The 21,369-nt window shown below is 61.1% G+C and carries 26 protein-coding genes; 16 read left to right on the top strand and 10 right to left on the bottom strand.

Annotated features, from left to right (window positions below; all coding sequences use genetic code 11):
• Positions 1 to 9: 9 nt before the first annotated feature.
• Entirely contained in the window at positions 10 to 621 is a 612-nt protein-coding gene (locus H4W29_RS32600; protein ID WP_192732992.1) for a pyridoxamine 5'-phosphate oxidase family protein, read from the top strand.
• Positions 622 to 663: 42 nt separating this feature from the next.
• Here the strand turns inward: H4W29_RS32600 and metG are convergent, their stop codons facing one another.
• Entirely contained in the window at positions 664 to 2,211 is a 1,548-nt protein-coding gene (gene metG, locus H4W29_RS32605; RefSeq protein WP_192732993.1) for a methionine--tRNA ligase, read from the bottom strand.
• A 258-nt stretch (positions 2,212 to 2,469) separates the two neighbouring features.
• Between metG and H4W29_RS32610 the strand changes: the two genes are divergently transcribed.
• A complete protein-coding gene (locus H4W29_RS32610; protein WP_192732994.1) occupies positions 2,470 to 2,868 on the top strand; it encodes a GFA family protein in 399 nt (132 codons plus the stop codon).
• 12 nt (positions 2,869 to 2,880) lie between these two features.
• On the opposite strand, the gene H4W29_RS32615 is transcribed toward H4W29_RS32610, so the two are convergent.
• The gene (locus tag H4W29_RS32615; protein ID WP_192732995.1) at positions 2,881 to 4,035 is read right to left on the bottom strand and encodes an ROK family transcriptional regulator; all 1,155 of its coding nucleotides are present in this window, start codon (positions 4,033 to 4,035) and stop codon (positions 2,881 to 2,883) included.
• A gap of 190 nt (positions 4,036 to 4,225) precedes the next feature.
• Here H4W29_RS32615 and H4W29_RS32620 point away from each other — a divergent pair, with 190 nt between their 5' ends.
• From H4W29_RS32620 to H4W29_RS32645, 6 genes are all read left to right on the top strand, one after another.
• Complete coding sequence (locus tag H4W29_RS32620; protein ID WP_192732996.1) at positions 4,226 to 5,536, top strand: extracellular solute-binding protein; 1,311 nt, start codon at positions 4,226 to 4,228, stop codon at positions 5,534 to 5,536.
• A 61-nt stretch (positions 5,537 to 5,597) separates the two neighbouring features.
• Positions 5,598 to 6,488 (top strand): carbohydrate ABC transporter permease, encoded by an 891-nt coding sequence (locus H4W29_RS32625; RefSeq protein WP_192732997.1) that lies wholly within the window; start codon positions 5,598 to 5,600, stop codon positions 6,486 to 6,488.
• A 9-nt stretch (positions 6,489 to 6,497) separates the two neighbouring features.
• The gene (locus tag H4W29_RS32630; protein ID WP_192732998.1) at positions 6,498 to 7,415 is read left to right on the top strand and encodes an ABC transporter permease subunit; all 918 of its coding nucleotides are present in this window, start codon (positions 6,498 to 6,500) and stop codon (positions 7,413 to 7,415) included.
• Position 7,416: 1 nt separating this feature from the next.
• Positions 7,417 to 8,514 carry an ABC transporter ATP-binding protein gene (locus tag H4W29_RS32635; RefSeq protein ID WP_192732999.1) on the top strand — a complete coding sequence of 366 codons (1,098 nt, stop codon included), beginning with the start codon at positions 7,417 to 7,419 and terminating at the stop codon, positions 8,512 to 8,514.
• A gap of 11 nt (positions 8,515 to 8,525) precedes the next feature.
• Positions 8,526 to 9,356, top strand: coding sequence for a glycerophosphodiester phosphodiesterase family protein (locus tag H4W29_RS32640; RefSeq protein WP_192733000.1), 831 nt, complete (start codon positions 8,526 to 8,528; stop codon positions 9,354 to 9,356).
• 16 nt (positions 9,357 to 9,372) lie between these two features.
• Positions 9,373 to 10,233: a glycerophosphodiester phosphodiesterase family protein gene (locus H4W29_RS32645; RefSeq protein ID WP_192733001.1), complete on the top strand. Its 861-nt coding sequence runs from the start codon at positions 9,373 to 9,375 to the stop codon at positions 10,231 to 10,233.
• Positions 10,234 to 10,287: 54 nt separating this feature from the next.
• Here H4W29_RS32645 and H4W29_RS32650 read toward each other — a convergent pair whose 3' ends face one another.
• The gene (locus tag H4W29_RS32650; RefSeq protein ID WP_192733002.1) at positions 10,288 to 10,686 is read right to left on the bottom strand and encodes a cupin domain-containing protein; all 399 of its coding nucleotides are present in this window, start codon (positions 10,684 to 10,686) and stop codon (positions 10,288 to 10,290) included.
• Between the two features lie 131 nt (positions 10,687 to 10,817).
• The gene (locus tag H4W29_RS32655; RefSeq protein WP_192733003.1) at positions 10,818 to 11,678 is read right to left on the bottom strand and encodes an NmrA family NAD(P)-binding protein; all 861 of its coding nucleotides are present in this window, start codon (positions 11,676 to 11,678) and stop codon (positions 10,818 to 10,820) included.
• A 165-nt stretch (positions 11,679 to 11,843) separates the two neighbouring features.
• Between H4W29_RS32655 and cax the strand changes: the two genes are divergently transcribed.
• From cax to H4W29_RS32685, 6 genes are all read left to right on the top strand, one after another.
• Positions 11,844 to 12,989, top strand: a complete 1,146-nt coding sequence (gene cax, locus H4W29_RS32660; RefSeq protein ID WP_192733004.1) for a calcium/proton exchanger — start codon at positions 11,844 to 11,846, stop codon at positions 12,987 to 12,989.
• A 69-nt stretch (positions 12,990 to 13,058) separates the two neighbouring features.
• The gene (locus H4W29_RS32665) at positions 13,059 to 13,439 is read left to right on the top strand and encodes a potassium channel family protein (protein WP_376776618.1); all 381 of its coding nucleotides are present in this window, start codon (positions 13,059 to 13,061) and stop codon (positions 13,437 to 13,439) included.
• Positions 13,440 to 13,528: 89 nt separating this feature from the next.
• Positions 13,529 to 13,858, top strand: a complete 330-nt coding sequence (locus tag H4W29_RS32670) for an ArsR/SmtB family transcription factor (RefSeq protein ID WP_192733005.1) — start codon at positions 13,529 to 13,531, stop codon at positions 13,856 to 13,858.
• Positions 13,855 to 14,352 (top strand): SRPBCC family protein, encoded by a 498-nt coding sequence (locus H4W29_RS32675; RefSeq protein WP_192733006.1) that lies wholly within the window; start codon positions 13,855 to 13,857, stop codon positions 14,350 to 14,352. Before H4W29_RS32670 ends, H4W29_RS32675 begins: the two co-directional genes overlap by 4 nt.
• Positions 14,353 to 14,369: 17 nt before the next feature.
• Positions 14,370 to 14,783, top strand: coding sequence for a GFA family protein (locus tag H4W29_RS32680; RefSeq protein ID WP_192733007.1), 414 nt, complete (start codon positions 14,370 to 14,372; stop codon positions 14,781 to 14,783).
• A gap of 92 nt (positions 14,784 to 14,875) precedes the next feature.
• Positions 14,876 to 15,412: a 2'-5' RNA ligase family protein gene (locus H4W29_RS32685; RefSeq protein WP_192733008.1), complete on the top strand. Its 537-nt coding sequence runs from the start codon at positions 14,876 to 14,878 to the stop codon at positions 15,410 to 15,412.
• Between the two features lie 14 nt (positions 15,413 to 15,426).
• Here the strand turns inward: H4W29_RS32685 and H4W29_RS32690 are convergent, their stop codons facing one another.
• Positions 15,427 to 15,588, bottom strand: coding sequence for a DUF1127 domain-containing protein (locus tag H4W29_RS32690; protein ID WP_192733009.1), 162 nt, complete (start codon positions 15,586 to 15,588; stop codon positions 15,427 to 15,429).
• A gap of 169 nt (positions 15,589 to 15,757) precedes the next feature.
• On the opposite strand from H4W29_RS32690, the gene H4W29_RS32695 reads away from it, so the two are divergent.
• On the top strand, positions 15,758 to 16,648 hold the full coding sequence (locus H4W29_RS32695; protein ID WP_192733010.1) for a LysR substrate-binding domain-containing protein: 891 nt from the start codon (positions 15,758 to 15,760) through the stop codon (positions 16,646 to 16,648).
• Positions 16,649 to 16,665: 17 nt separating this feature from the next.
• Here the strand turns inward: H4W29_RS32695 and H4W29_RS32700 are convergent, their stop codons facing one another.
• Positions 16,666 to 17,055, bottom strand: a complete 390-nt coding sequence (locus tag H4W29_RS32700; RefSeq protein WP_192733011.1) for a YkvA family protein — start codon at positions 17,053 to 17,055, stop codon at positions 16,666 to 16,668.
• A gap of 166 nt (positions 17,056 to 17,221) precedes the next feature.
• Here H4W29_RS32700 and H4W29_RS32705 point away from each other — a divergent pair, with 166 nt between their 5' ends.
• Complete coding sequence (locus H4W29_RS32705) at positions 17,222 to 17,518, top strand: hypothetical protein (RefSeq protein ID WP_192733012.1); 297 nt, start codon at positions 17,222 to 17,224, stop codon at positions 17,516 to 17,518.
• Between the two features lie 90 nt (positions 17,519 to 17,608).
• Here the strand turns inward: H4W29_RS32705 and H4W29_RS32710 are convergent, their stop codons facing one another.
• The 4 genes from H4W29_RS32710 to H4W29_RS32725 form a co-directional block, all read right to left on the bottom strand.
• Positions 17,609 to 17,758, bottom strand: a complete 150-nt coding sequence (locus H4W29_RS32710) for a hypothetical protein (protein ID WP_113308362.1) — start codon at positions 17,756 to 17,758, stop codon at positions 17,609 to 17,611.
• Positions 17,759 to 17,835: 77 nt separating this feature from the next.
• Positions 17,836 to 18,714, bottom strand: coding sequence for an NmrA family NAD(P)-binding protein (locus tag H4W29_RS32715; protein WP_192733013.1), 879 nt, complete (start codon positions 18,712 to 18,714; stop codon positions 17,836 to 17,838).
• Positions 18,715 to 18,777: 63 nt separating this feature from the next.
• On the bottom strand, positions 18,778 to 19,674 hold the full coding sequence (locus tag H4W29_RS32720) for a helix-turn-helix transcriptional regulator (RefSeq protein ID WP_192733014.1): 897 nt from the start codon (positions 19,672 to 19,674) through the stop codon (positions 18,778 to 18,780).
• A gap of 91 nt (positions 19,675 to 19,765) precedes the next feature.
• On the bottom strand, positions 19,766 to 21,319 hold the full coding sequence (locus H4W29_RS32725; RefSeq protein ID WP_192733015.1) for an acetolactate synthase large subunit: 1,554 nt from the start codon (positions 21,317 to 21,319) through the stop codon (positions 19,766 to 19,768).
• Positions 21,320 to 21,369 lie beyond the last annotated feature (50 nt).

Consider the following 21,369-nt stretch of genomic DNA (forward strand, 5'->3'; position numbering starts at 1 on the left):
TGGGTAGCGATGAAGATCATCAGCACTATCGAAGAACTCAACGAAATCTATGGCGCGGGCCTGTCGCAGGCATCCGTCGACAAGGTGACGAAACGGCTGACACCGCTCTACCGCCATATGATCGAGATCTCGCCCTTTACGGCGCTTGCGACCGTCGGCCCGGAAGGGCTCGACTGTTCGCCGCGCGGCGATATCGGCGGCGTGGTGCGCATCATCGACGACACGACATTGCATCTTCCCGACTGGCGTGGCAACAACCGCGTCGATTCGCTTTCCAACATCGTACGTGATCCACGCCTGTCGCTGATGTTCCTCATTCCCGGCTCGAATACTGTAATGCGCATCAACGGCCGCGGCGTGGTGTCCAATGACGAGGCGCTGCTTGAGAGTTTCGAGATGGACGGCAAACATCCGCGCACCGTTGTCGTCATCAGCATCGTCGAGGTTTATTTCCAGTGCGCGCGTGCGGTGATGCGCGCCGAACTCTGGAATGCCGAGCATTTCGTTGACCCGGGCAGCCTGCCGACGCCCGGCCAGATGCTGAAAGATGCGACGGGTGATTTCGACCATGAGACTTATGATCGCGAGTGGCCGGTGCGGGCTACCAAGACGATGTGGTGAGGTGAGGGCGCCACCGGGTGGTGACGCCGGAACGGGCAGCCTTTATGCCGCCACCCTTCTCGGAAAGAGCACGGCGTCCGGAGCCGCTCTGACCTCGTCGACGACAAACGGCGCCCCATAGGCTTCGGATACCTCAAGCCCGAGCCTTGAATGCAGCACCGCAGCCGAGCGGGGCAGGAAGGGCAGGAGGCAGCGCGCAATCACCGCCAACCCGTAAATCTGCTCCGCGAGGCAACCACCAAGACGATCAACAGTCGCCCGCCTCTCTGCGGGCGTCAGCTCACCGGCTAGCGCCTTCGCATCCGCCCATGGAGCGCGTTTGGCAAAACGCCGGTTCGCATCGCCGACAAAGGCGAAGATATCGGCAAGGCCGACATGCAGCTCATAAGCATCGAAGGCCTCGGCTACTTTCGCTGGAAGACGCGCCGCCTCCTGCGTGAAATCACTCTCCTGCAACGGCGGAACGACTCCTCCGAAAGCTGAAGAGACGAGCGCCAGCACCCGGTTGGCGAGATTGCCGAGTTGGCCGCCGAGCTCTCCTGTCCAGACGGCTTCCAGACGCTCGGCCGAGAAGTCGCCATCATCGCCCGAGCGGATATGCCGGAGCAGGTAATAGCGCAGTGCATCCGGCGTACCATAGGCATCGACGACGCTATTGGGGTCGATGCCATTGCCGGCGGATTTGCCGATCTTTCTGCCGTCGACGGTGACATAGCCATGTACCAGGAGCGACGACGGCGGCGGCAGACCTGCCGAGAGCAGGATCGCCGGCCAATAGATGGCATGGAATTTCGAGATGCCCTTGCCGACGACGTGGATGCGCTCGCTGCTGACAGTCCAGTAGCGATCGAAGAGTTCCTCACCGGTGCCATAGCCGAGCCCGGTCAGATAGTTTGCCAGCGCATCGAACCAGACATAGACGACCTCATCGCTCTCAGGCACGGGAACACCCCACCCCCGCGCCCGTTCAGCGCTGCGCGAGACGCTGATATCCCCAAGGCCACGCCGCAGCAGCGCCAGGACCTCGTTGCGCCGATGAGCCGGAGCGATCTTCAGTTCGTCGCTCTCGATAAGGTGCAACAGCCGGTCGCCATAGCGGGACAGTCGGAAGAACCAGTTCTCTTCCCGGACGAGTTCGAGAGGGATGCCATGCTCCGGGCAGCGGCCGTCGACGAGGTCGGAGGGCTCGTAAAACTGCTCGCAGCCGACGCAATAGAGGCCTTCATAGGCTTTGCGATAGAGGTCGCCATTCTCAGCACAGGCATTCCACAAGGCATGCACGCAGGCGATATGCCTCGGGTCGCGCGAGGTACGCACGAATTCGTCGTTGGAAATATCGAGCCGCGTGCCGAGCCGCTCGAACCTGTCGGCATTGGCATTGACGAAATCCGCCACGGGAAGGCCGGCGGCTTCCGCCGAGCGGACATTCTTCAGGCTGTTGTCATCGGTGCCGCACTGAAACCGCACATCACGGCCAAGCAGGCGGAAGTGGCGCGCATAGGCATCGGCCTGCACGAGCTCGAGCGCAAAGCCCACATGCGGGGCGGCGTTCACATAGGGGATCGAAGTGGTGATATAGGTCCTGTTCATCGGTTGATCCTTTCGAGGGCTGGTTGCCCCGCGAGACGGATCGCCAAATGAAAAGACCGCCTCGAGGGCGGTCGCTGGTGCATTCTGGACGCACGAAACCCGCCACGCTATGAGCGCGGCATCATCATCACTGACGTGTTGATCACGGTTTTGTCCATGCGGAATTGGTACCACCCATAGCCGCTTCGGACAAGCGGGCTGTATTCGATGCCATATCGGCTATTCTCGACGGCTTGACGCGATTGCGCGGAGGAAGCGATGGCAGGGGAAACGGTGAGAATGGGCGGCTGCGCGTGTGGCGCGGTTCGGTATGAGGTTGAAGGCGAGCCTTATCAATCCGGGCTCTGCCATTGCACCAAATGCCGAAAGCTGACCGGCTCGATCTTTTCGGCGACGGCGAACTGGCGCCGATCGAAGTTCAAGATGGATGGCGAGATCAGCACTTTCGACAAGCGGTCCTTCTGCCCGATCTGCGGATCGCGGCTGTTTTTCATTTTCGATGACGCCGTGGAAGTCTTCCTCGGAACACTCGATCCGGCGCCAAACGATATCAGACCGATGGTCGAGGTCTGGACGGTCAGGCGTGAGCCCTGGCTGCCCGCCGTTCCCGACGTGCGGCTCTATGACGAAAACGAGGTGGCGCCGTCAGACGGTTAGGCGGCGGCCTCGTCAGTAAAACGTCGATTTGAAGGGAACAATCGCCGAGCCCATGGCAGCGGCGTCGCCTGATATGTCGGAGACGATGAGCTTGGGGTGCGGGCGGGGTACGCCGTAGCGCGGGCGGCCGAAAAGTTCGGTGCGTTCGCTCAACATCTGTGCCAGTCCCGGTGGCACCTGGCCGCCGAAGACGATCGCCTGCGGGTCGTAGATCGCCCAGATGGCGTTGACGAGGCGGTTATAGGCGGGCGTGATCTCCTCGACCCATTCCACCACGCCCGGCCATTTCGGATCAAAATGCCTGCGCAGATAGGGGATCGACGGCACGTCGACATTGTGGCGCTTCAGTTTCTCCAGAAGCAGCTGCAGGGCGGGACGGCGGGTGGTCTCCTCATCGTCAAACATCCCCGAGAATTCGCCGGCATTGCCGTTGCCGCCGGCCAGGAGTTCGCCGTCGTTGATCAAGCCGCCGCCGAAGCCGTAATTGAAGCTGAGATAGGCGAAATGCTTGATGAAACGCCCGACGCCGAACATCGCCTCGGCGACGGCGCCGGCGCTGCCGCCGTTCAGGAGCCAGACGGGCTTTTTGAAAGTATCGGTCAGCAGCGGCCCGAGCTCGATCAGCGACCATTCGTGCAGCGGCATCGAGGCATTGTATTTCGTCCCTGATATCAGGGCACCGGCAATGCCGAAGCCGATGCCGAAGAAAGTCTCGTCGCCCAGGCCGTTCAGTTGCTGGAGTTCGGCAATGCGTTCGCGCACGCGATCCAGCGCCTGGTTCATGCCCAGCTCCCTCAGCGAGATGTCGCTTTCGCCGAGCACATTGCCTGACAGGTCCACCAGGCAGATGTCGACCACGTCGGAATTGACGGAAATGCCGACCGAATAGGCGTGTACGCCGTTGAGGCTGAGCATGGGACTCGGCTGGCCGCGGCCGAGGCCGGGTTTGGGAGACCCCAGCGAAACGATACCGCGCTCGACGAGCTGGTCGATGATGCGATGGACCGACTGTTGCGTCAGATCCGTATGGCTGGTGATCTCGGATCGCGACAGGCCGGGATTGCGCCAGATGAGTTTCAGCAGGCTGCGTTCATTTGCGGAGACGACGATTTCTTCTCCCGGACGTCGAAAGCGGGATGCAATTAACGGCTCGGGAAAATAAGGCATGACTCACTCTGAATATACTACAAAAGTGTAACTGCAACACCGACGGCAACCGCAGATGCCTGCATAACGGGCTTTGTGCCCTCAATCAAGTCGGACAACGTCATCGATTTGTTACACATAAAGTGTATTAAGCCGGCCGTTCACGATCCGGACGCTGATCCGGCGGGTCTCAAATTCAGGTGAGGGCAAAATGAAGATTTCCATTCTGGCGGCTGCGGCCGCCCTGATGACGGCTGCGTGCTCTTCTGCGCAGGCCGCCAATTTCGAATTCTGGTACGGCAATACGGGAAGCGTCGAAAAGGCGATCCTGGCGCAATGCGACGCCTTCAATGCGTCGCAGTCGGCCAATCACGTCACCTGCGTCGGGCAGGGCAGCTACGAAGTTTCCATGCAGAAGGCGATTGCCGCCTATCGCTCCAACAAGCATCCGGTGCTGATCCAGTTCTTCGACGCCGGTACGCTCGACCTGCTGTTGTCGGACGCCGTCGTGCCGGTGCAGGACGTGCTGCCCGATGTCGACTGGAACAGCTACATCAAGGGTGCGCGCTCCTACTATGAAACATCGGGCGGCAAGCTCTATTCGCAACCCTATAATGCCTCGACGCTGCTCTTCTACGTCAACAAGACAGAGCTTGAGAAAGCCGGCGTCACCGAGATGCCGAAGACCTGGGAAGACATCATCGAATCTGCCCGCAAGCTGAAGGCATCAGGCCACGAATGCCCCTATGTCACCAATGGCGAACCCTGGTCGATGTTCGAGCAGTTTTCCGCCCGTCACGGCCTGCCGATCGCTTCGCAGCATAACGGCTATGACGGTCTCAACGCCGAATATGTCTTCAACACCACCTTCTTTGCCAAGCACCTGCAGAACCTGATCGATTGGCGCAAGGAAGGTCTCGTCAAGATCGCCAGCGACACCAAGGCCGGCAATTACACGGCCGCCTTCAATTCCGGCGAATGCGCCATGATGGAAAATTCCTCCGGCTCCTACACGGACTCTTCAAAAGCCTTTGCCGGCAAGTACGAGCTCTCCGTCAGCCTGACGCCGATGTACAAGGGCTACGAGCGCCACAACACTTTCGTCGGCGGCGCGTCCATCTACATCATGAAGGGTCATGACCAGTCGGAGATCGATGGCGCCAAGGCCTTCCTCGATTTCCTGCGCAAGCCCGAGCAGCAGATGTTCATGACGGCCTCGACCGGTTACGTGCCCGTCACCAATGACGTGCTCGACGCCATCGCCAAAAGCCCGGATGCGGGTACCACCAAATATGCGACGGCTGCCGTCGGCATCGAATCCATGAACGAACCCGGCACGCCCGACACCCGCGGCATCCGTCTCGGCTTCTACGTGCAGTTCCGGTCGATCTTCATGGAAGAAACGCAGAAGGCATTTGCGGGCACGCAGACGATGCAGGTGGCGCTCGACCATGCCAAGAAGCGCGGCGACGAGCTGCTGCGCCGCTTCGAGCAGACCTACAAGACGGCAAAGCTGCCCTGATCCTTGACCGGTGCGGCGTCCCCCGTCGCCGCACCGGTTTTTCTCGAAATGGACATGCGTGATGACGTCGGAATCCTCACTTTTCAGCCATCGCTGGCTGCCGGCTTTGCTAGCCGCACCCTTGCTGCTGTTGATCCTCATCTTCTTCTATGCGCCGATCGTGCAGGCCTTCTATTGGTCGTTCTTTCTGGAAAGGCCATTCGGCGGCGGCTCGGAATTCGTGGGGTGGGATAACTTCCGCCGGGTACTGTCAGATCCGGAATTCTGGGATGCCGGCTGGCGCACCGTCATCTTTATGGTGTTTGCCTCGTCGCTCGCAGTCGCTCTGCCGCTGATCCTGGCGGTTGCCGCAGACCGAAAGATCCGCCTGTCGCTGACCGCGCGTAACGTGCTTGTCTGGCCGAAGGGGGTAGCGGGTGCTTCGATCGGCGTCGTCTTTGCCTTCATCTTCAACCCGTTCGTCGGCATTCTCGCGCCAATCAACCATTTCTTTCCGGGAGCGTGGGCGCCCGGCCTCGATGGTACCGACGCCTTCATCACGCTCATCGTTGCCCATGTCTGGGGCGGCATTCCCTTCAATTTCGTCATCCTGCTTGCCGGCCTGCAATCCATCCCGCGCACCATGTTTCAGGCGGCCGCCATGGATGGGGCAGGGCCATGGCGGCGGATCTTCGACGTGCAGTTGCCGCTGATCATGCCGCAGCTCTTCCTGACGCTGGTGCTGGAATTTACCGAAAGCGTCACCTCGGCCTTCGCACTGATCGATACGATCACCAAGGGCGGACCGGGCGGTTCGACCAACTTGCTGGTCTACAAGATTTATACCGATGGCTTCAGCGGCTACGATCTCTCGGGCGCTTCCACACAGACGGCCATCCTGATGGTCTTCGTCGTCATCCTGACCGCCGCGCAGTTCCTGCTTCTCGGCGGTAGCGTCAATTATGAACGGTAGGAGCCAGCCATGATCGAAAACGCCCGCTCGCTCAATTTCGCCGCCAGCGCCATCCTGCTTATCGGCATCGTCTTCATCCTCGGGCCTCTCTACCTGACGCTTGCCAATGCATCGCAGTCCTATGAGTTTCTGCTTCTCAACGGGCTCGCCTGGTATCCGGGCGACCAGTTCGTCGCCAACGTCATGCGTGTCTTCAACGAGACCCGTATCCCGATCCAGATGCTGAACAGCATGCTGGTCGCGCTTTACGATGCTTTCTTTACCTGCGCGCTGTCCTTCCTCGCGGCTTATGCGCTCGTCTATTTTCGCATCCGCTGGGCAGGTATCGCCTTCGCGGTGATCCTGGCAACCATCATGCTGCCGATCGATATTCGCGTCATCACCACCTATCAGGTGGCCGCTAATATCTTCTCGCCACTGAATGGCCTGCTCGATCTGTCCGGGGCGAACGCCTTGATCGAAGGCCTGTTCGGCGCGCCTGTTCATCTCGAGCTCAGCGTGCTCGACACGCATTTCGGCCTTGTGGCGCCGCTTGTTGCCCATGGAACCGGTACCTTCCTGTTCCGGCAGTTCTTCCGCACGCTGCCGTCTGATCTCTTCAAGGCAGCGCGCATGGATGGGGCAGGGCCGATTCGCTTCCTCTTCCATATCCTGCTGCCGATCTCGCGCAGCAGCTTCGCAGCCCTCTTCGTGCTGACCTTCCTCAGCGGCTGGACGCAATATCTCTGGCCGCTGGTCGCTGCCTCCAAGCCTGAGAAGACCACCGCCGTCGTCGGCCTGGCACGGCTCGCGCCCGACATGGAAGGCGAAATTCCCGACTTCCCGATGATCATGGCCGGTGTCGTGGTCGTCTCGATCATTCCCCTTGTCATGATTGCGCTCCTGCAGCGCTATCTCGTGCAGGGCCTCGTTCTTTCGGAGAAATGACGTGAACGCCATCGATACCGCCATCCGCAGCGCGGCCACTAACATCACGCTCGCAGGCGTCACCAAGGCCTATGATGCGAAATCCACCGTCATTCCGCCACTCGATGTCGAGCTGCGTGCCGGCGAATTCACCGTCGTGCTCGGCCCGTCCGGCTGCGGGAAATCCACGCTTCTCCAGATGATCGCAGGCCTCGAGGCCGTCAGCGGCGGCAAGATCCTGTTCGGCAGTCGCGAGGTGCAGGGCCTGGAACCCAAGCAGCGCGGCTGCGCTATGGTCTTCCAGAATTATGCGCTCTATCCGCATATGACCGTGTTTCAGAACATGGCCTATAGCCTCAGAGTCGCCGGCCTTCCCAAGGCCGAACGCCATGAACGGGTCGGCACCGTCGCCGAGATGCTGGGGCTGTCAGCCTATCTCGACCGCAAGCCGGGGCAGCTCTCCGGCGGGCAGCGCCAGCGCGTGGCGATCGGCCGGGCGATCGTGCGTGAACCCGGCGTGCTTCTCTTCGACGAGCCGCTCTCCAACCTCGATGCGCAGTTGCGCCACGACATGCGCGTCGAGCTCGCGGATCTGCACCGGCGCATTGGGGCGACCACCGTCTTCGTCACCCATGATCAGGTGGAGGCGATGACGCTTGCCGACCGGATCCTGATCCTTAACAAGGGCAGCGTCGAGCAGTTCGATACGCCGAAGGCGATCTATCATCGCCCGGCCTCGGTCTTCGTCGCGAAGTTCATCGGCGCCCCGCCGATGAATATCCTGCCGGTGACTGGCGACGGTTCGGTGTTGCGGCTTGCAGACGGGCAGGTGGTTGCGGAGTACCACAAGGCGGGCAATTTCCAGCTCGGCATCCGCCCGGAAGATATCGTCATCAGCGCCGATGGTACGATCAGGGGCCGGCTCAGGCATTTCGAGGACCTCGGCTCGCATGCGGTACTTGCCGCCGATCTCGCGGGCACTTCCATCCGCATCGCCACGCCCTTCGGTGCCGACATCGATACCGCGGCAGAACTTTCCTTCTCCTTCCCACGATCCCGGTTACACCTGTTTGTCAGCGAGACGGGGCGCGCAATTGCGGATGCATTCGCCGGCCATTGAAAGACCTCCCCATGAATTACACAGACTATGTGCGGGACCCGGGCAGGGACTGCGCAGTGGTGGCGCATCGCGGCATATGGTGCGATGCTCCCGAAAACAGCCTCGTTGCCATCGAAGCAGCAATCCGAGCCGGCTGCAATGTCGTCGAGATCGACGTGCGCCGCAGTGCGGATGGCGGCCTCTTCCTGCTGCATGATGGGACGCTGCAGCGCATGGCCGGCATAGATGAAGCACCGGAGGCTCTGAGTTCAGCTCGGCTCGCCGGCATCACGCTCAGAAACCGCGACGGCGGCGAGAGCAATGAGATGACCGGCGAACGACTGCCAAGCCTGCGGCAGCTCTTCGATCTGACGCGGGATCGCATCTTCCTGCACCTCGACGTGAAGGACAGGGCCATCATCCCTGAAGTCATCGCCTGCGCTCGCGACATGGGCGTCGCAGGACAGGTGGACTTCTGGGGCAGTCTTCGCTCGTCCGATGATCTTGCCTGGATACGCGAAACCGTCAGCCCGCATGGCGTGCTGTTCATGGCCAAGTCACGGATCGGCGCTAAACACGCGAAAGCCGAGCTGGATCTCCTGTTCCGGCTCGGGCCTGCCATCTGCGAAGTCTGCTTCGACCATATCGAGGATATTGCTGCCCTCCGTGCCCGCGCCGATCCGGCGGGCATCGCGCTTTGGGCCAATACGCTCGATTCCGTCGCCTTTGCCGGCTTCACCGATACGGCAGCCATTGAGGATCCCGACGCCATCTGGGGCCGGCTCATCGAAGCCGGCATTTCCCTGATCCAGACCGACGAACCGATTGCCCTGAAATCATACCTCGCCAGCCGTCATGGCTGACACATAAGGAAAGACCATGAACTACAAAGACTTCATCGCCGACCCGAACCGTTCCTGCGCCATCGTCGCCCATCGCGGCGCCTGGCACGGGGCGCCGGAAAACAGCCTGGCAGCGATCGAGAAGGCCATTGCCGTCGGCTCCGATATCGTCGAGATCGACGTGCGCAAGAGTGCGGATGGCGAGCTTTTCCTGATGCATGACGATACGCTCTTGCGCATGGCCGGCATCGATCGCGATGCCGAGACTTTCACCATGGCCGAACTCCAGGCGATTGCGCTGCGCGAAGACAATGGCGGCGAGGGCCGCGCCTTCACCGACCAGCGCATTCCGACGCTGAAGCAGGTGTTCGAGACCATTCGCGGACGCATCTTCGCTGATCTCGATCTGAAGGATCGCGGCCTGTTTTCGGAGGTGGCAACCTGTGCTCGTGAGATGGGTGTCGCATCCTCCGTCGATCTGAAGACAACAGTCATGACCCGCGAAGATCTCGACTGGGTACGCGCCCAGAACATCGAGGGTGTACCCTTCATGGCGATGGCCTATTTCACCGCCGGCGATGTCAGCGAAAGACTTTCGCTGCTCTCCGAGATCAAGCCCTTCATGTGCGAACTGCGCTTCGATCATCTCGACACGATCGCCAGCAACCGCCAGCTCTTCAGGAACGCCAATATGGCGATCTGGTTCAACACGCTGGATATGGCCGCAAGCGGCGAGTGGACCGATCCAAGGGCGCTCATCGAGCCTGATGCCGTCTGGGGCCGTCTGATGGGTGCCGGCGTCAGCACTATCCAGACCGATGAACCGGCCGCTCTGCGGGCCTATATCAAGACGCGGACAGCGGCGCGAAATCCGGCTGAAACCCTCGTCGCGGGTTGAACCTGTGCCTGAGGCCGGCCACCCGCCAGAGCGCGTGGTGGCCTGTGTTTGCCGTCACTTCACCGGCACCACGAGCGGGGAGCCCTTCGTTACGATATAGGTTGCGAGTTCCGAAGCCTTGCCGTCGCCGACATTTCGCGCCGAATGGGCAACGCCCGAGGGGATGAACAGCGACTGGCCGGCCTTCAGCGTCACCGGCTTCCGGCCATCGAGCTCGTATTCCAGCGAACCTTCGATGACATAGGCGATCTCTTCGCCCGGATGATGGTGCTTGGGTGCGAAGGCACCGGGGGCGAAGTCGACGCGGACCTGCACCGCCTCGTGACCGGGCACGTCGATGTCGTTCTGAACGAGATCGGTACGCTGGATGGGCTGGTCGGCATTGGCCTTGGTCAGCTGCATTGCACCCGCAATGAGGATTGCGCCTGCTGCCATGATCATGATGGTCCTCATCTGTCTGTCCTTCCGTCAGATGGCTAAGGCCCGCAATCGGGCGACGGGGTTATTTGAACAGAGGGATGAATTGGAAATGTTTCAGCAAAAAGCGCTTTTTGTATCGCCGTATATCTGCGGAGACGCTTCCGTCACTGATTTTCCTGAAGTGCTTCGAGATGCTGATCCAGCGTCGTCCTGCCCCAATGACGACGGGTGGGCATTTCAAAGCCGGTGTCGATGGTGACTTCGGCCATCTTCGCATAGCAACGGGCGGCCGCCCAGGAGAAACCAAGTCCGAGATAATATTCCTCGAACCTTTCGCGAGGGATCGTCTCGGCCGTGACGGGGCGGCCGAGACGCGCTGAAAACGCCTTGGCGACATCGGTGAAGGAATAGCGCTCAGGACCTTCGACATGGTCTATCCCGATATCGTCGATCGGGCTCTTGAGGCGCGCGACAGCGGCTTCTCCGAGATCCCTTGGCGAAACCATCGGTATCTTTATGTCGGCGGGGAAGGGGGTGAGCAGGCGTCCGGTCTCTTTCGCGGGCTGCAGAAGCATGTCGAGGTTGGTGAAGTAATATGCACCGCGGTTGATGGCGGCTGGAATACCGGTTGCCTTCACGAGGCGTTCGAATTCGTACAGCACCGAGAGATCGCCGATGCCGGCGCCATCAAGCGCTCCATAGGTCGACGCCACGACGAGCTTCTCGAGCCCGGATCCTTCGAGGGCGGCGGTAATGCTCCTGGCGGTCTTCAGTTCCTCGGCGTTCGTGTCGCCTTTGATATCGCCCGGCGGGTTCAGCAGAAAGGCGCGGCGTCCCTTTTGCAGGATGGAACGAAGCTGTCCGGTATCGGCCACATCAGCAATGACGGGTTCGACGCCGCCTTGTTTGATGGCGGCGGCCTTTTGCGCGCTGTGAACGACGGCAATGACTTTCTCGCCCGACGCCCGCAATGCGTCGATAACGGCAGAGCCTATGTTTCCGGATGCGCCGAGCACGACATACATGGTGAAACCTCGCAGACGCTCACATGCATAACTGTGCACACCGGCCTGAGGTTCCGTACGGACACCGCCGAGCGTCGGCAACAACACGGGCGAGGGCGCGCCGCGACAGCAATCATGAAAGGTGGTAAAGTCCGCGGCAGGTTAGCTCCTGCGAGGAGAGGGAGCATGGGCAATCTTGGAGAGCCGCCTTCAGCCGTCCCGTCGCTTTCCGTGGGAAAGGCCATTGCGGAGGAAGTCCGTCAGGCGCCCATTCTTGCGCTCATCATTTTCGTGCCTGTCGTCATCGTTCTCGAACGGACCATGGCCGATGCACATACGCTTCTGTTCATCATGTCCGTCGTGGCGATCGTGCCGCTGGCGGCGCTTTTGAGCCGCGCGACCGAAGCGGTCGCTTCCAGGACAGGGGATGCGGTCGGCGGCCTGCTCAGCGCCACTCTTGGAAACCTGACTGAACTCGTCATCTCACTTGCGGCCCTGCATGCGGGCCAATATCTGCTGGTCAAGGCGTCGCTTGCAGGCGCAATCGTCACCAATACGCTGTTCATGCTGGGAGGCTCGTTCCTGCTCGGGGGCCTCAGGCATCACGTTCAGCAATTCAACAGGATCAATGCTCGCTTTCAGGCCGGCATGCTGTTCCTTGCAACGATTGCCATTCTGGTGCCGTCGCTGATCAGCGAGGCGGATCAGCCCCCTGCGCCAGAGGTGTCCCAGACGCTCAGCCTCGGCCTGGCAATCCTTCTGATCGTCGTCTATGCGCTCGGCATGTTGTTTTCGCTGCGCACGCACCGGGAGCTTTTTACCAGCGTCAGCCACGCCGCCGAGGAAGAAAAACCCTGGCCGCTTGCTTTGGGCATTGGCGTGCTTGTCATCGTCACACTGCTGGTCGCGCTGGTGAGCGAGATTTTCGTCGGTTCCGTTCAAGCAGCCGCGGAGAATCTCGGCATGACGCCGGCTTTCGTGGGCTTCATCGTCGTGGCGCTCGTTGGGGCGGCGGCGGAAATGACCACAGCCTTTTCGGCCGCCCGCGCCAATCGCCTGGATCTCAGCGTCTCGATCGCGCTCGGCAGTGCGGCGCAGATCGCGCTCTTCGTCGCGCCGGTGCTGGTGCTGGTCAGCTATTTCGTCGGTCCCGAGCCCATGACACTGCAGTTCTGGCGGGGCGCCGTGACGATGATGGTCGTCGCCACGGTGGGTGCCGCACTCCTCTCGAATGGCGGGCGCGGGGTCTGGTATGCGGGCGTCATGGCTCTGGCGCTCTATGGGATTTTTGCCTTCACCCTGTTCGTCCTGCCTCCCGCAAGTCCGTCCTGATCACCCGCGCTGCCAAGCGGCAGTTGGGTGAGGCATGCCGGGGATCGCGGGAAGGGAAAGGCACTGGACATGGCAACAAAAATCAGCGTGAAACGTCAATCGAGCGCGCGGATGAGGCGGCTGTTCTTCGCTGCACTCTTCCGGCAGGTTCGCCTCCTGTGGCCGATCTTTTCCGGTGTGCTGGTCATGATGATCGCATCCGGCCTTGTCATCGGGCGGATCGAAGGCTGGGGCATCGGGGAAAGCCTGTATTTCACCTTCGTCACCGGCCTGACGATCGGCTACGGCGATCTTGCGCCGAAGCAAACGGTGGCGCGGATCTTGATCGTGCCGATCGGCCTTTGCGGCATCATACTGACAGGCCTTGTCGCCGCCATCAGTGTGCAGGCGCTCGATGCGGCGAGCCGTGCCCGAACCGCGCAGGATGATTTCACCGATACCGGATCGTAAGCGTCACGCGGGTTGCATTACCCGTTTTCTATGTGCGACAAAATACAATAGTGTTGACTAATTGATTAGTGTTAGCTATTTGATTTTCCATGATCGAAGCCGAAACCATAACCGCTGTCATGCGTGCCCTTGCCGATCCCACGCGGCGGGCCGTGTTCGAGCGCATCGTCAATTCCAAAGAGATCACCGTGGTCGAGTTGACCCGCGGCAGCAATGTCACGCAGGGCGCCATCTCTCAGCATCTCAAGTCCCTGAAACAGGCCGGCCTCGTCAGCGAGCGCCCGGAGGGGCGCAATGTCTATTACCGCGCCGAGCCAGGCGGTCTGGAGCCGCTGGCCGACTGGATGGGCCATTACGGCACCTTCTGGCGCGAACGCTTCACCGATCTCAGAAAGCTCTTGAAGGAAATCGACCCATGAACCAAGCCATGAATCCCGAAAGACACGCCTCCGACACGCAGGCCATCGTGGTCGATGAAGTCTTCCCGCATGCGCCTGATATCATCTGGAAGGCGCTGACGAGCGGCGAACTGATCGGCCGCTGGTTGATGCCGCCTGATGGATTTGCGCCCGTGCCCGGCAACCGCTTCACCTTTCAGACCAAACCGGCCGGCGAATGGGACGGCACCATCCATTGCGAGGTGCTCGATGTCGTGCCGAATGAGCGCCTGTCCTATGCGTGGAGGGGCGGCCATGAGAGCAATGATGACGGCTATGGCTCCAAACTGGAGACGGTGGTCACCTTCACCCTTGCCAGGGCCGAGGAAGGCACGCGCCTGCGCCTCGTCCATTCCGGCTTTGTGCTTCCGAAGAACGACACCGCCTATCGCAACATGAGCGAGGGCTGGAAGAAGGTTGTCGAGCGGCTCGACGCTATCGTCGCTGAAGAGGCGTCTTCGCAGACACGGCATTGAACGAGGAGGAAAGCGACATGACCAAGTCCTATACCGGTGGCTGCGCCTGCGGCGCGATCCGTTACGAGATATCAGGCGAGCCGGCCGTCATGGTCGACTGTCAGTGCCGGCAATGCCAGCGCTCCAGCGGCACCGGACATCAATCGCATCTGACTTTCGTGGCAGCGGAGGTGAAGGTCGAGGGAGAGGCATCCCTATGGCAGACCGTCGGCGACGGTGGAACGGTCAAGCAGCGCGGCTTCTGCCCGGCATGCGGTTCAGCCGTCTACATGACCTTTCCCGACATGCCCGAGGTCTTCATCGTCACGCCGGCAAGCCTCGACGACCCAAGCCGCTATCAGCCGCAACTGGTGTCCTGGACTGCGGCCGGATATGCCTGGGACCACGTCGATCCGGCCGTGCCGAAATTCGAGAGGATGCCGCCGGCGTGAAAGCGAGCGTCCTGACTTTGCCTTGCGCCGGAACAGGGATTGTTGCTCTCGCATTCGCCTGACATAGTGCTGCAAGCACAGCAGGTGATGTCTTGCCCTTTGCCGTTTTTATGGAACTCGACCCGTACGGTGTAGCGGAGCTCCAGCCGATCATCGAGCATGTGGAGCGTATCTCGCCCGATGCCGCCACTCCTCGCCGTGTGAAGGTTGAGCCGCATATATCGCTCGCCGTCTATGACGGGCTCGACCCCGAGCCTATCGCAAAGGCGCTTGACCGGTTCAGCGCAGATATCAGCACTCCCAGCATCAAACTTTCGAGCATCGGTCTTTTTCCCGGCCCGGCATCGGTTCTGTTCGCGGCGCCCGTCGTCTCGGAGGAACTGCTCGCTCTTCATCGGGACTTTCATGCCGCGGCCGCCACGGCAGGCGTGGCGTGCTGGCCACATTATCTGCCGGGAAACTGGGTGCCGCATGTCACGCTCGGCGAACAGTTGAGCCCCGAGGAGGCCGGGGCGGCAATCAGCGGTGCGATGGCCCTCTGGCAGCCGGTGGCCGCACGCCTGCACCGGATCTCGCTCGTGCGCTTCCATCCGATCGAGCTGTTGTGGCACCGGCAATTGCCGGGCTGAACCTATTCGGTGGCTTATGCGCGCCAGAAGGGCCGATGGCTCTGCTCGTAGGCGGCTTCACGCGTCATGCCGAAATCCCGGAGCGTTTCGTCGGGCAGGGTATTCAGTTCGCGGGCGAAGAGGCGGCGTTCGCTCCAGCGTTCACGCCACAGGCGGAGCGCGTCTGTCATGTGCATGAAAAAGTTTCCTTTCTCTGTTGGCAAAACTCACCTATGATTGACAAGGGCGGAGGCGGGGATTTCCACTCTCTTTGCTCTTGTACCATGGTTTTATGCCCATATCTGAATTCGAAAAAGCGCGTTATCTTCACATCATCCGTTAGAAAAACTCACATAATAGAAAGCCATGGCCCGCCATCTGCCGCCACTCTCCTATCTCAGGGCCTTCGAGGCCACCGCACGTCTCGGCTCGGTGACACGGGCGGCCGACGAGCTGGGGCGCACGCATGGGGCCATCTCGAAGCAACTTCAGCTTTTGCAGGAGCAACTTGGGCTTCCGGTGTTCGAGAAGTCAGGCACCGGCCTTCGGCTGAATGAGGATGGGGCGGCCTTCTTTGCCACCGTCTCGCGGGCCTTCGATCTTCTGGAGGAGCGCTATCAGGAGCTGAAGGCGAGCCGGAACGAGGCGAGCGTGCACCTGTCCTGCAGCGCCACCTTCGCCATGGTCTGGCTGGTGCCGCGTCTGGCGGAATTCTACAGCCTCTATCCGAATTGCCGCGTGCAGCTGACGATGTCATCGAGCGCGCGCGACGGCGGCACGAACCAGGCGAGAGACGGGATGGATATCATGCTGAGCTGGGATCGCCTGTCACGGCCGCAGTTCAGGCGCGAGCATATCCCGCTCGCCTCGGTCTCCTTTGGCCTGGTGTCTGCACCGAATTATCCGTTCAGCGCCAATGGCGATGATTTCAGCTTCCCGACCCGCATTTCGCCCGACAGTTTGAGCGAGCAATGGACAAACTGGCAGGCGGCGACCGGGCACAGGATCTCGGCGCAGTCGGAACTCTATTTCCCGCATATGTATCTTTGCGTCAGCGCCGCCGTAAGCGGGCTCGGCGTGGCGCTGGTCGAGCGGCGTTTTGCGCTGAACGAGCTGAAAAGCGGCAAGCTGGTGGAGCGGTCGGAATTCCTGACTTACGAGAACGGTTTCGTGGCTGTCATTCAGCCTGGCCGAGCGCTCTCGCCGGCAGCGAGCCATTTCCTCGATTGGCTGCGCAGCGCCTTCGTGCGGGAATAGCCTGGCGGAAACTCACTTCAGCGACGAAACAGGTCCCAGGCAAGCCAGATGCAAAGGGAAGCTGCAAGCAACCAGATGATCACGATCCCCACAAAGCCCGAACGGCTGACCGGGTGCTGCGCGCGCTGCATGGCCATGTCCCTGAATTCCGACATCAGAGGCGCGGGAATGAGGCGGATGGCGAGGAGGATGCCGAGCGGGACGATGATGAGATCATCGAGATAGCCGAGTACCGGCACGAAATCGGGGATGAGATCGACCGGCGAAAGCGCATAGGCAGCAACCGCACCGGCGACGATCTTGGCCACTACAGGCGTGCGATCGTCACGCGCGGCAATCCAGAGCGCGACGACATCGCGTTTCACGCTCCGCGCCCATTGTTTTGCCGCCTTCAACCATTCGCCCATTACATCGCCTGTCGATTGGAGAATTGGGATTTTCACAGGTGCAGTTTAACATTTGATCTATCAAGCGGGGCGAGGCGGAGCCCAGATGTTTTCTGTTTGTTCTTTTTCGCCGTTCAGTTACATTGCTCTCGTACGCGACGCCGATTTTCGCGAAAAGGGAGTTTGCATGAAGGCGGTTTTGTTTGGGATTTTCTTGCTGGCCGCCGGGAACGCGTCTGCTTCCTGCGATCTGGTCTCGGCTCCGTGTTCTACCGACAGTTCAGGCAATACCTATATCAGAGAGCAGAATCTCGGCGGCGGTTACAACACCTATCGAAACGGAGATCTCTATTCGCAGACGCATCAGCAGCTCAATGGCACCTATCGAGAGACCTATTCGAGCGGCGGCTATCGGACATACTACACCGACCCCAACCGAAGCGATCCTTATCGGGACGATCCGAAGGGCGTGGTTGGCCGCTGAGGCGAAGCCGGCTAGGGCATTTCCGTCATTGCCCCAAATGCTCTCACGCAATTGCCGACGCAAAACCACTCAGCACTTTTGGGTATTGCTCTAGTGATGCTTGAAGTACTGCACTTCGCGCTCATGTTTTTCGGCCGCTTCCCGGGTCTTGAAGGTGCCGAGGTTCTTGCGTTTGTGCGTCTTCGCATCGGGTTTGCGGGAATAGAGACGATATTCGCCTGACTTCAGTTTGCGGATCATCTGAACCTCCTGTGCTAAGGGGTAAATCCCCTCAGCCTCATCCGGTTCCCCGCTTGCACGGACGATCTTTTCCAAAGTCACCGTACGGCGACAAGAGGCCCGAGCGCGTCGATCAACTCGGTGGAGCCTCTGCGGACATCGCGCGCATTCGGCTCGATATCGATGAGGCCGCCCCTGCTGTGAACCTCGTAAAGCTCGGTCAGGAGATCGGCAGCGCTGGCGCTCATCATGCGGCCGAGGCTTTCGCTCCATTGCAAGCGGGGCAGGACCTCAGCGGTAATCGTGCGCCCCAGCAGCTGGCTCAGCGCTGCGGCCACGTCGCTTGCGCTATAGCGGCGCGGGCCTTCCGCGTGAACGATCTGCTCGCGCGTTTCGATGTCAGGCCGAAGCAGGAGATCTGCGGCGATCCGGCCGACATCCTGCGCCGAGACGTTGGGTATCTGCTTTTCGACCGGGTCATGAAAGCTGGGCAAAATGCCGGTTGCGATCGCTATCGGCGCGACGCGGCCCCAGCCTTCCATATGTTCGGCCGAGCGCAGGAATATCCGGCGGATATCCAGTTGGCGAAGGCGCTGTTCGAACATGTGGAACATGCTCGGCATGGCGAAGCCTTCGCCGAGATGGGCGCCATAGTCGGAAATGGCAAGCACGAGGGCGGGCCGCGCCTCTTCCAATGCCTCGGCGATGCTTTCGATAGAGCGGCGCATGTCGCCTTTTATATCTTCGGCCCGCGGGTTAGGCGGCAGAATGACCTGGACGCTATCCGTGCCTGATATCGCTCTGGCAAGCGCCCTGGCATCCTGCAGATCGGCAAATGCGACTTCGCAGCCGATGGCGCTCAGGCAGTCAGCTTTTGCCGGATCGCGCAGGACAGCGCGCACGGGCACATCTGCTTCGCGCAGCGCCCTGGCGGTCGAATAGCCGATCCTCCCGGCTGCACCGAGGATTGCAATCATCTTGTTTCTCCTTGCTGATGATGCGCAAGGACTAGGGGGCCGCTCCGAAGGCGTCGCACAAGTTCAGGCCGGCCTTTGCAGTTTCGGGCGGAATTCGCCAACTTCGCGCAGGACTTCGCCGGGCGTCTGGCCGGTGAGCCGGCGCATGGTCGTTGCCATATGGCTTTGATGGGCAAAGCCCGCGGCAAACGCAATCTCGCTTGCGGCCATATCGGTCGTTGTCATCAGGGCGCGGGCATATTCGACGCGGCGGCGGATGACATATTGGTGCACGGAAATGCCCGTGCTGTTGCGAAACAGGATCTTCAGCCGTGTGACGCTGACACCGGCAACGACCGCAAGGTCGGCCAGATGCAGCTTCCGGTCCAGATTGGTCTCGATGAATTCCGTCAGCGTCCGTAATTGCCGGGCCGAGAGTTTCGGTTCGCCGCCGATCTCGGGCCGGGGAGCGCCGTCGCTCGATGTCTCTATCAGACGGATGGCGAGGGCGTTGGCGAGAAGATCGATGTAGAGCGGGTCGGAGGGCGTATCAGCCTCCAGATCCGCCTTGATTGCCCGGCAGATCGCCTCGATGCCGGTGTCACGCAGCTGAAATCTCGCCTGCAGCTCGATTTTGCCGGCGTCCCGGCCGAGTTCTTCGGCGACCTGATGAAGCCTGGAGGGATCAAGGCTCACGCGCAGGATCCGGCAATCGGCATCATCCTCCCAGGATCCGTCGAGGCCAGCCGGGATGACGTCAATATCGCCAGGCTTCTGGACGCGGCGCATGCGCCGGCCGCCGCAGTGGCAATCGGCATTGACGGGCGGGCCGAAATGGATGCCCAGACGATGCATGTCACCACCCGGAACACGGGAGACGCCGCGCGGAATATGCAGCAATTCGGCCGCGAGCCCGCTCCACGTCCGTCCGGCGCTGGTCAGCAGGATCTGCGGCGAGGTCTGCTGGAATGAAACTGTCATGATCTGTCTTTGCTTTTGGCTTGGGGCTTTCGGCTTAGAGCCGGATGCTACGTCTCAATCGCCGCCTTGCCAACCAGCCATACCCGAAAGCTCAGATGATCGCCTCGATGAGAAAGGGTCCGCGGCGCCTCAGCGCGCTTTGGAAGAGATCGGCGAATTGCTCGCAGCTGTGTGCGCCTGCGGCATCGACGCCCATGCCCTTGGCGATCGACACCCAATCCCAGGCGGGGTGATCGAGGTCCATCATCCGGCGGGCGTTTTCGCCGATGCCGTTCACGCCCACATTGCGCATTTCGGCATGAAGCACGGCATAGGCGCGGTTGGCGAAGATGATCGTGATCACGTCGAGATCTTCACGCGCCTGCGTCCACAGACCCTGGACCGTATACATGGCGCTGCCATCCGCCTGCAGGTTGATGACCTTGCGGTCAGGACAGGCGACCGCAGCACCCGTCGCAAGCGGTATGCCGCAGCCGATCGAACCGCCGGTGTTCATCAGGTAGTCGTGTGGCGCCGAGTCGGCCGAAAGCTCGAAGAAGCGGCGGGCCGAGGTGACACCCTCGTCGCAGATGATGGCATTGTCGGGAAGTCTTGCCGCCACCATGACGGCGATCGCATCTTCGGTCAGATGCCCGAAAGGAACGATATCGTCGGATAGGCGCTGTGATCGCGTGGGAGGCGGTGACTGCCGGACGTCGAGTTCGTCCCTGAGTGCTTCCAGCGCGCCCTTCAGATCGTCGCCATGGCTTGCGAGGGTCAGGACCCTGCAACCTTTGCGCACCAGCCGCCCAGGCTTGCCCGGATAGGCGAAGAAGGCGACCGGCTCGGGCGCGCCTACCAATACCAGCACATCAATATCGGCAAGCAGATCCAGGGCGGCGTCGATCGGGTAGGGGATGCGGGTCAGGGCGACACGGCCGTGGCCGCGCTCGACCCTTGGCAGTTGCATCTCGCAGAAGAGACGCACATCCCTGGCAGCCGCAATTGCACCCGCAATCTCCAGGCAGTCTGCACGGGCAGCTGCGCCGCTGACGAGAATGCCGACCTCGCCGGGCGCATCTCTGATGGCGGCGGCTACCCCGCGCACGCTGTCCATATTTACGGCATGAGGCTCCGGCCGGGACAACCTGATCGGCCGATCCGCTTCGACGTCGCCCCAGGCGGCATCTGCCGGCAGGATGAGCGTTGCAACACCGGGCGGTGACAAGGAGGCACGGTAGGCGGCCTCCGTCGCGCCGACAATATCTTCCGGGCTGCGGATGCGGTGCACCCAGTTGGACATCGTACCCGCCAGGCCCTCGATGTCAGATGTCAGCGGCGCGTCGAGGGGAAGATGATAGGAGGCATGATCGCCGACGATGTTGATCATGGGTATCCTGGCGCGGCGGGCATTGTGGAGATTGGCAAGACCATTGGCGAGGCCCGGCCCGGTGTGCAGCAAGGTCGCGGCAGGGTGATCGGTCATGCGCGCATACCCATCGGCAGCGCCTGTCACGACGCCCTCGGAGAGACCGAGAATGCAGCGCATTTCGGGCTTGCGGTCGAGCGCCGCCACGAAATGCATTTCCGACGTACCGGGATTGGCAAAGCACACTCTGACGTCGTTTGCCAGCAGCGTATCACACAGGCTGTCTGCACCGTTCATGACAGTTACCTCCCGCTTACAGCAGCCTTGCACGGGAAGAGCATGAGCAC

Source organism: Rhizobium viscosum, from assembly GCF_014873945.1.
GTDB lineage: Bacteria > Pseudomonadota > Alphaproteobacteria > Rhizobiales > Rhizobiaceae > Rhizobium > Rhizobium viscosum.

What these genes read in the sequence shown, in the direction of transcription:
- H4W29_RS32655 (WP_192733003.1), bottom strand. Translation starts at nt 11,678, where the DNA reads ATGTATGTCGTGCTCGGCGCATCCGGAAACATAGGCTCTGCCGTTATC.
- H4W29_RS32640 (WP_192733000.1), top strand. Translation starts at nt 8,526, where the DNA reads ATGAATTACACAGACTATGTGCGGGACCCGGGCAGGGACTGCGCAGTG.
- H4W29_RS32720 (WP_192733014.1), bottom strand. Translation starts at nt 19,674, where the DNA reads ATGACAGTTTCATTCCAGCAGACCTCGCCGCAGATCCTGCTGACCAGC.
- H4W29_RS32695 (WP_192733010.1), top strand. Translation starts at nt 15,758, where the DNA reads ATGGCCCGCCATCTGCCGCCACTCTCCTATCTCAGGGCCTTCGAGGCC.
- H4W29_RS32630 (WP_192732998.1), top strand. Translation starts at nt 6,498, where the DNA reads ATGATCGAAAACGCCCGCTCGCTCAATTTCGCCGCCAGCGCCATCCTG.
- H4W29_RS32670 (WP_192733005.1), top strand. Translation starts at nt 13,529, where the DNA reads ATGATCGAAGCCGAAACCATAACCGCTGTCATGCGTGCCCTTGCCGAT.
- H4W29_RS32690 (WP_192733009.1), bottom strand. Translation starts at nt 15,588, where the DNA reads ATGCACATGACAGACGCGCTCCGCCTGTGGCGTGAACGCTGGAGCGAA.
- H4W29_RS32675 (WP_192733006.1), top strand. Translation starts at nt 13,855, where the DNA reads ATGAACCAAGCCATGAATCCCGAAAGACACGCCTCCGACACGCAGGCC.
- H4W29_RS32715 (WP_192733013.1), bottom strand. Translation starts at nt 18,714, where the DNA reads ATGATTGCAATCCTCGGTGCAGCCGGGAGGATCGGCTATTCGACCGCC.
- H4W29_RS32610 (WP_192732994.1), top strand. Translation starts at nt 2,470, where the DNA reads ATGGCAGGGGAAACGGTGAGAATGGGCGGCTGCGCGTGTGGCGCGGTT.
- H4W29_RS32725 (WP_192733015.1), bottom strand. Translation starts at nt 21,319, where the DNA reads ATGAACGGTGCAGACAGCCTGTGTGATACGCTGCTGGCAAACGACGTC.
- H4W29_RS32620 (WP_192732996.1), top strand. Translation starts at nt 4,226, where the DNA reads ATGAAGATTTCCATTCTGGCGGCTGCGGCCGCCCTGATGACGGCTGCG.
- H4W29_RS32700 (WP_192733011.1), bottom strand. Translation starts at nt 17,055, where the DNA reads ATGGGCGAATGGTTGAAGGCGGCAAAACAATGGGCGCGGAGCGTGAAA.
- H4W29_RS32615 (WP_192732995.1), bottom strand. Translation starts at nt 4,035, where the DNA reads ATGCCTTATTTTCCCGAGCCGTTAATTGCATCCCGCTTTCGACGTCCG.
- metG (WP_192732993.1), bottom strand. Translation starts at nt 2,211, where the DNA reads ATGAACAGGACCTATATCACCACTTCGATCCCCTATGTGAACGCCGCC.
- H4W29_RS32705 (WP_192733012.1), top strand. Translation starts at nt 17,222, where the DNA reads ATGAAGGCGGTTTTGTTTGGGATTTTCTTGCTGGCCGCCGGGAACGCG.
- H4W29_RS32650 (WP_192733002.1), bottom strand. Translation starts at nt 10,686, where the DNA reads ATGAGGACCATCATGATCATGGCAGCAGGCGCAATCCTCATTGCGGGT.
- H4W29_RS32600 (WP_192732992.1), top strand. Translation starts at nt 10, where the DNA reads ATGAAGATCATCAGCACTATCGAAGAACTCAACGAAATCTATGGCGCG.
- H4W29_RS32645 (WP_192733001.1), top strand. Translation starts at nt 9,373, where the DNA reads ATGAACTACAAAGACTTCATCGCCGACCCGAACCGTTCCTGCGCCATC.
- H4W29_RS32665 (WP_376776618.1), top strand. Translation starts at nt 13,059, where the DNA reads ATGGCAACAAAAATCAGCGTGAAACGTCAATCGAGCGCGCGGATGAGG.
- H4W29_RS32625 (WP_192732997.1), top strand. Translation starts at nt 5,598, where the DNA reads ATGACGTCGGAATCCTCACTTTTCAGCCATCGCTGGCTGCCGGCTTTG.
- cax (WP_192733004.1), top strand. Translation starts at nt 11,844, where the DNA reads ATGGGCAATCTTGGAGAGCCGCCTTCAGCCGTCCCGTCGCTTTCCGTG.
- H4W29_RS32680 (WP_192733007.1), top strand. Translation starts at nt 14,370, where the DNA reads ATGACCAAGTCCTATACCGGTGGCTGCGCCTGCGGCGCGATCCGTTAC.
- H4W29_RS32710 (WP_113308362.1), bottom strand. Translation starts at nt 17,758, where the DNA reads ATGATCCGCAAACTGAAGTCAGGCGAATATCGTCTCTATTCCCGCAAA.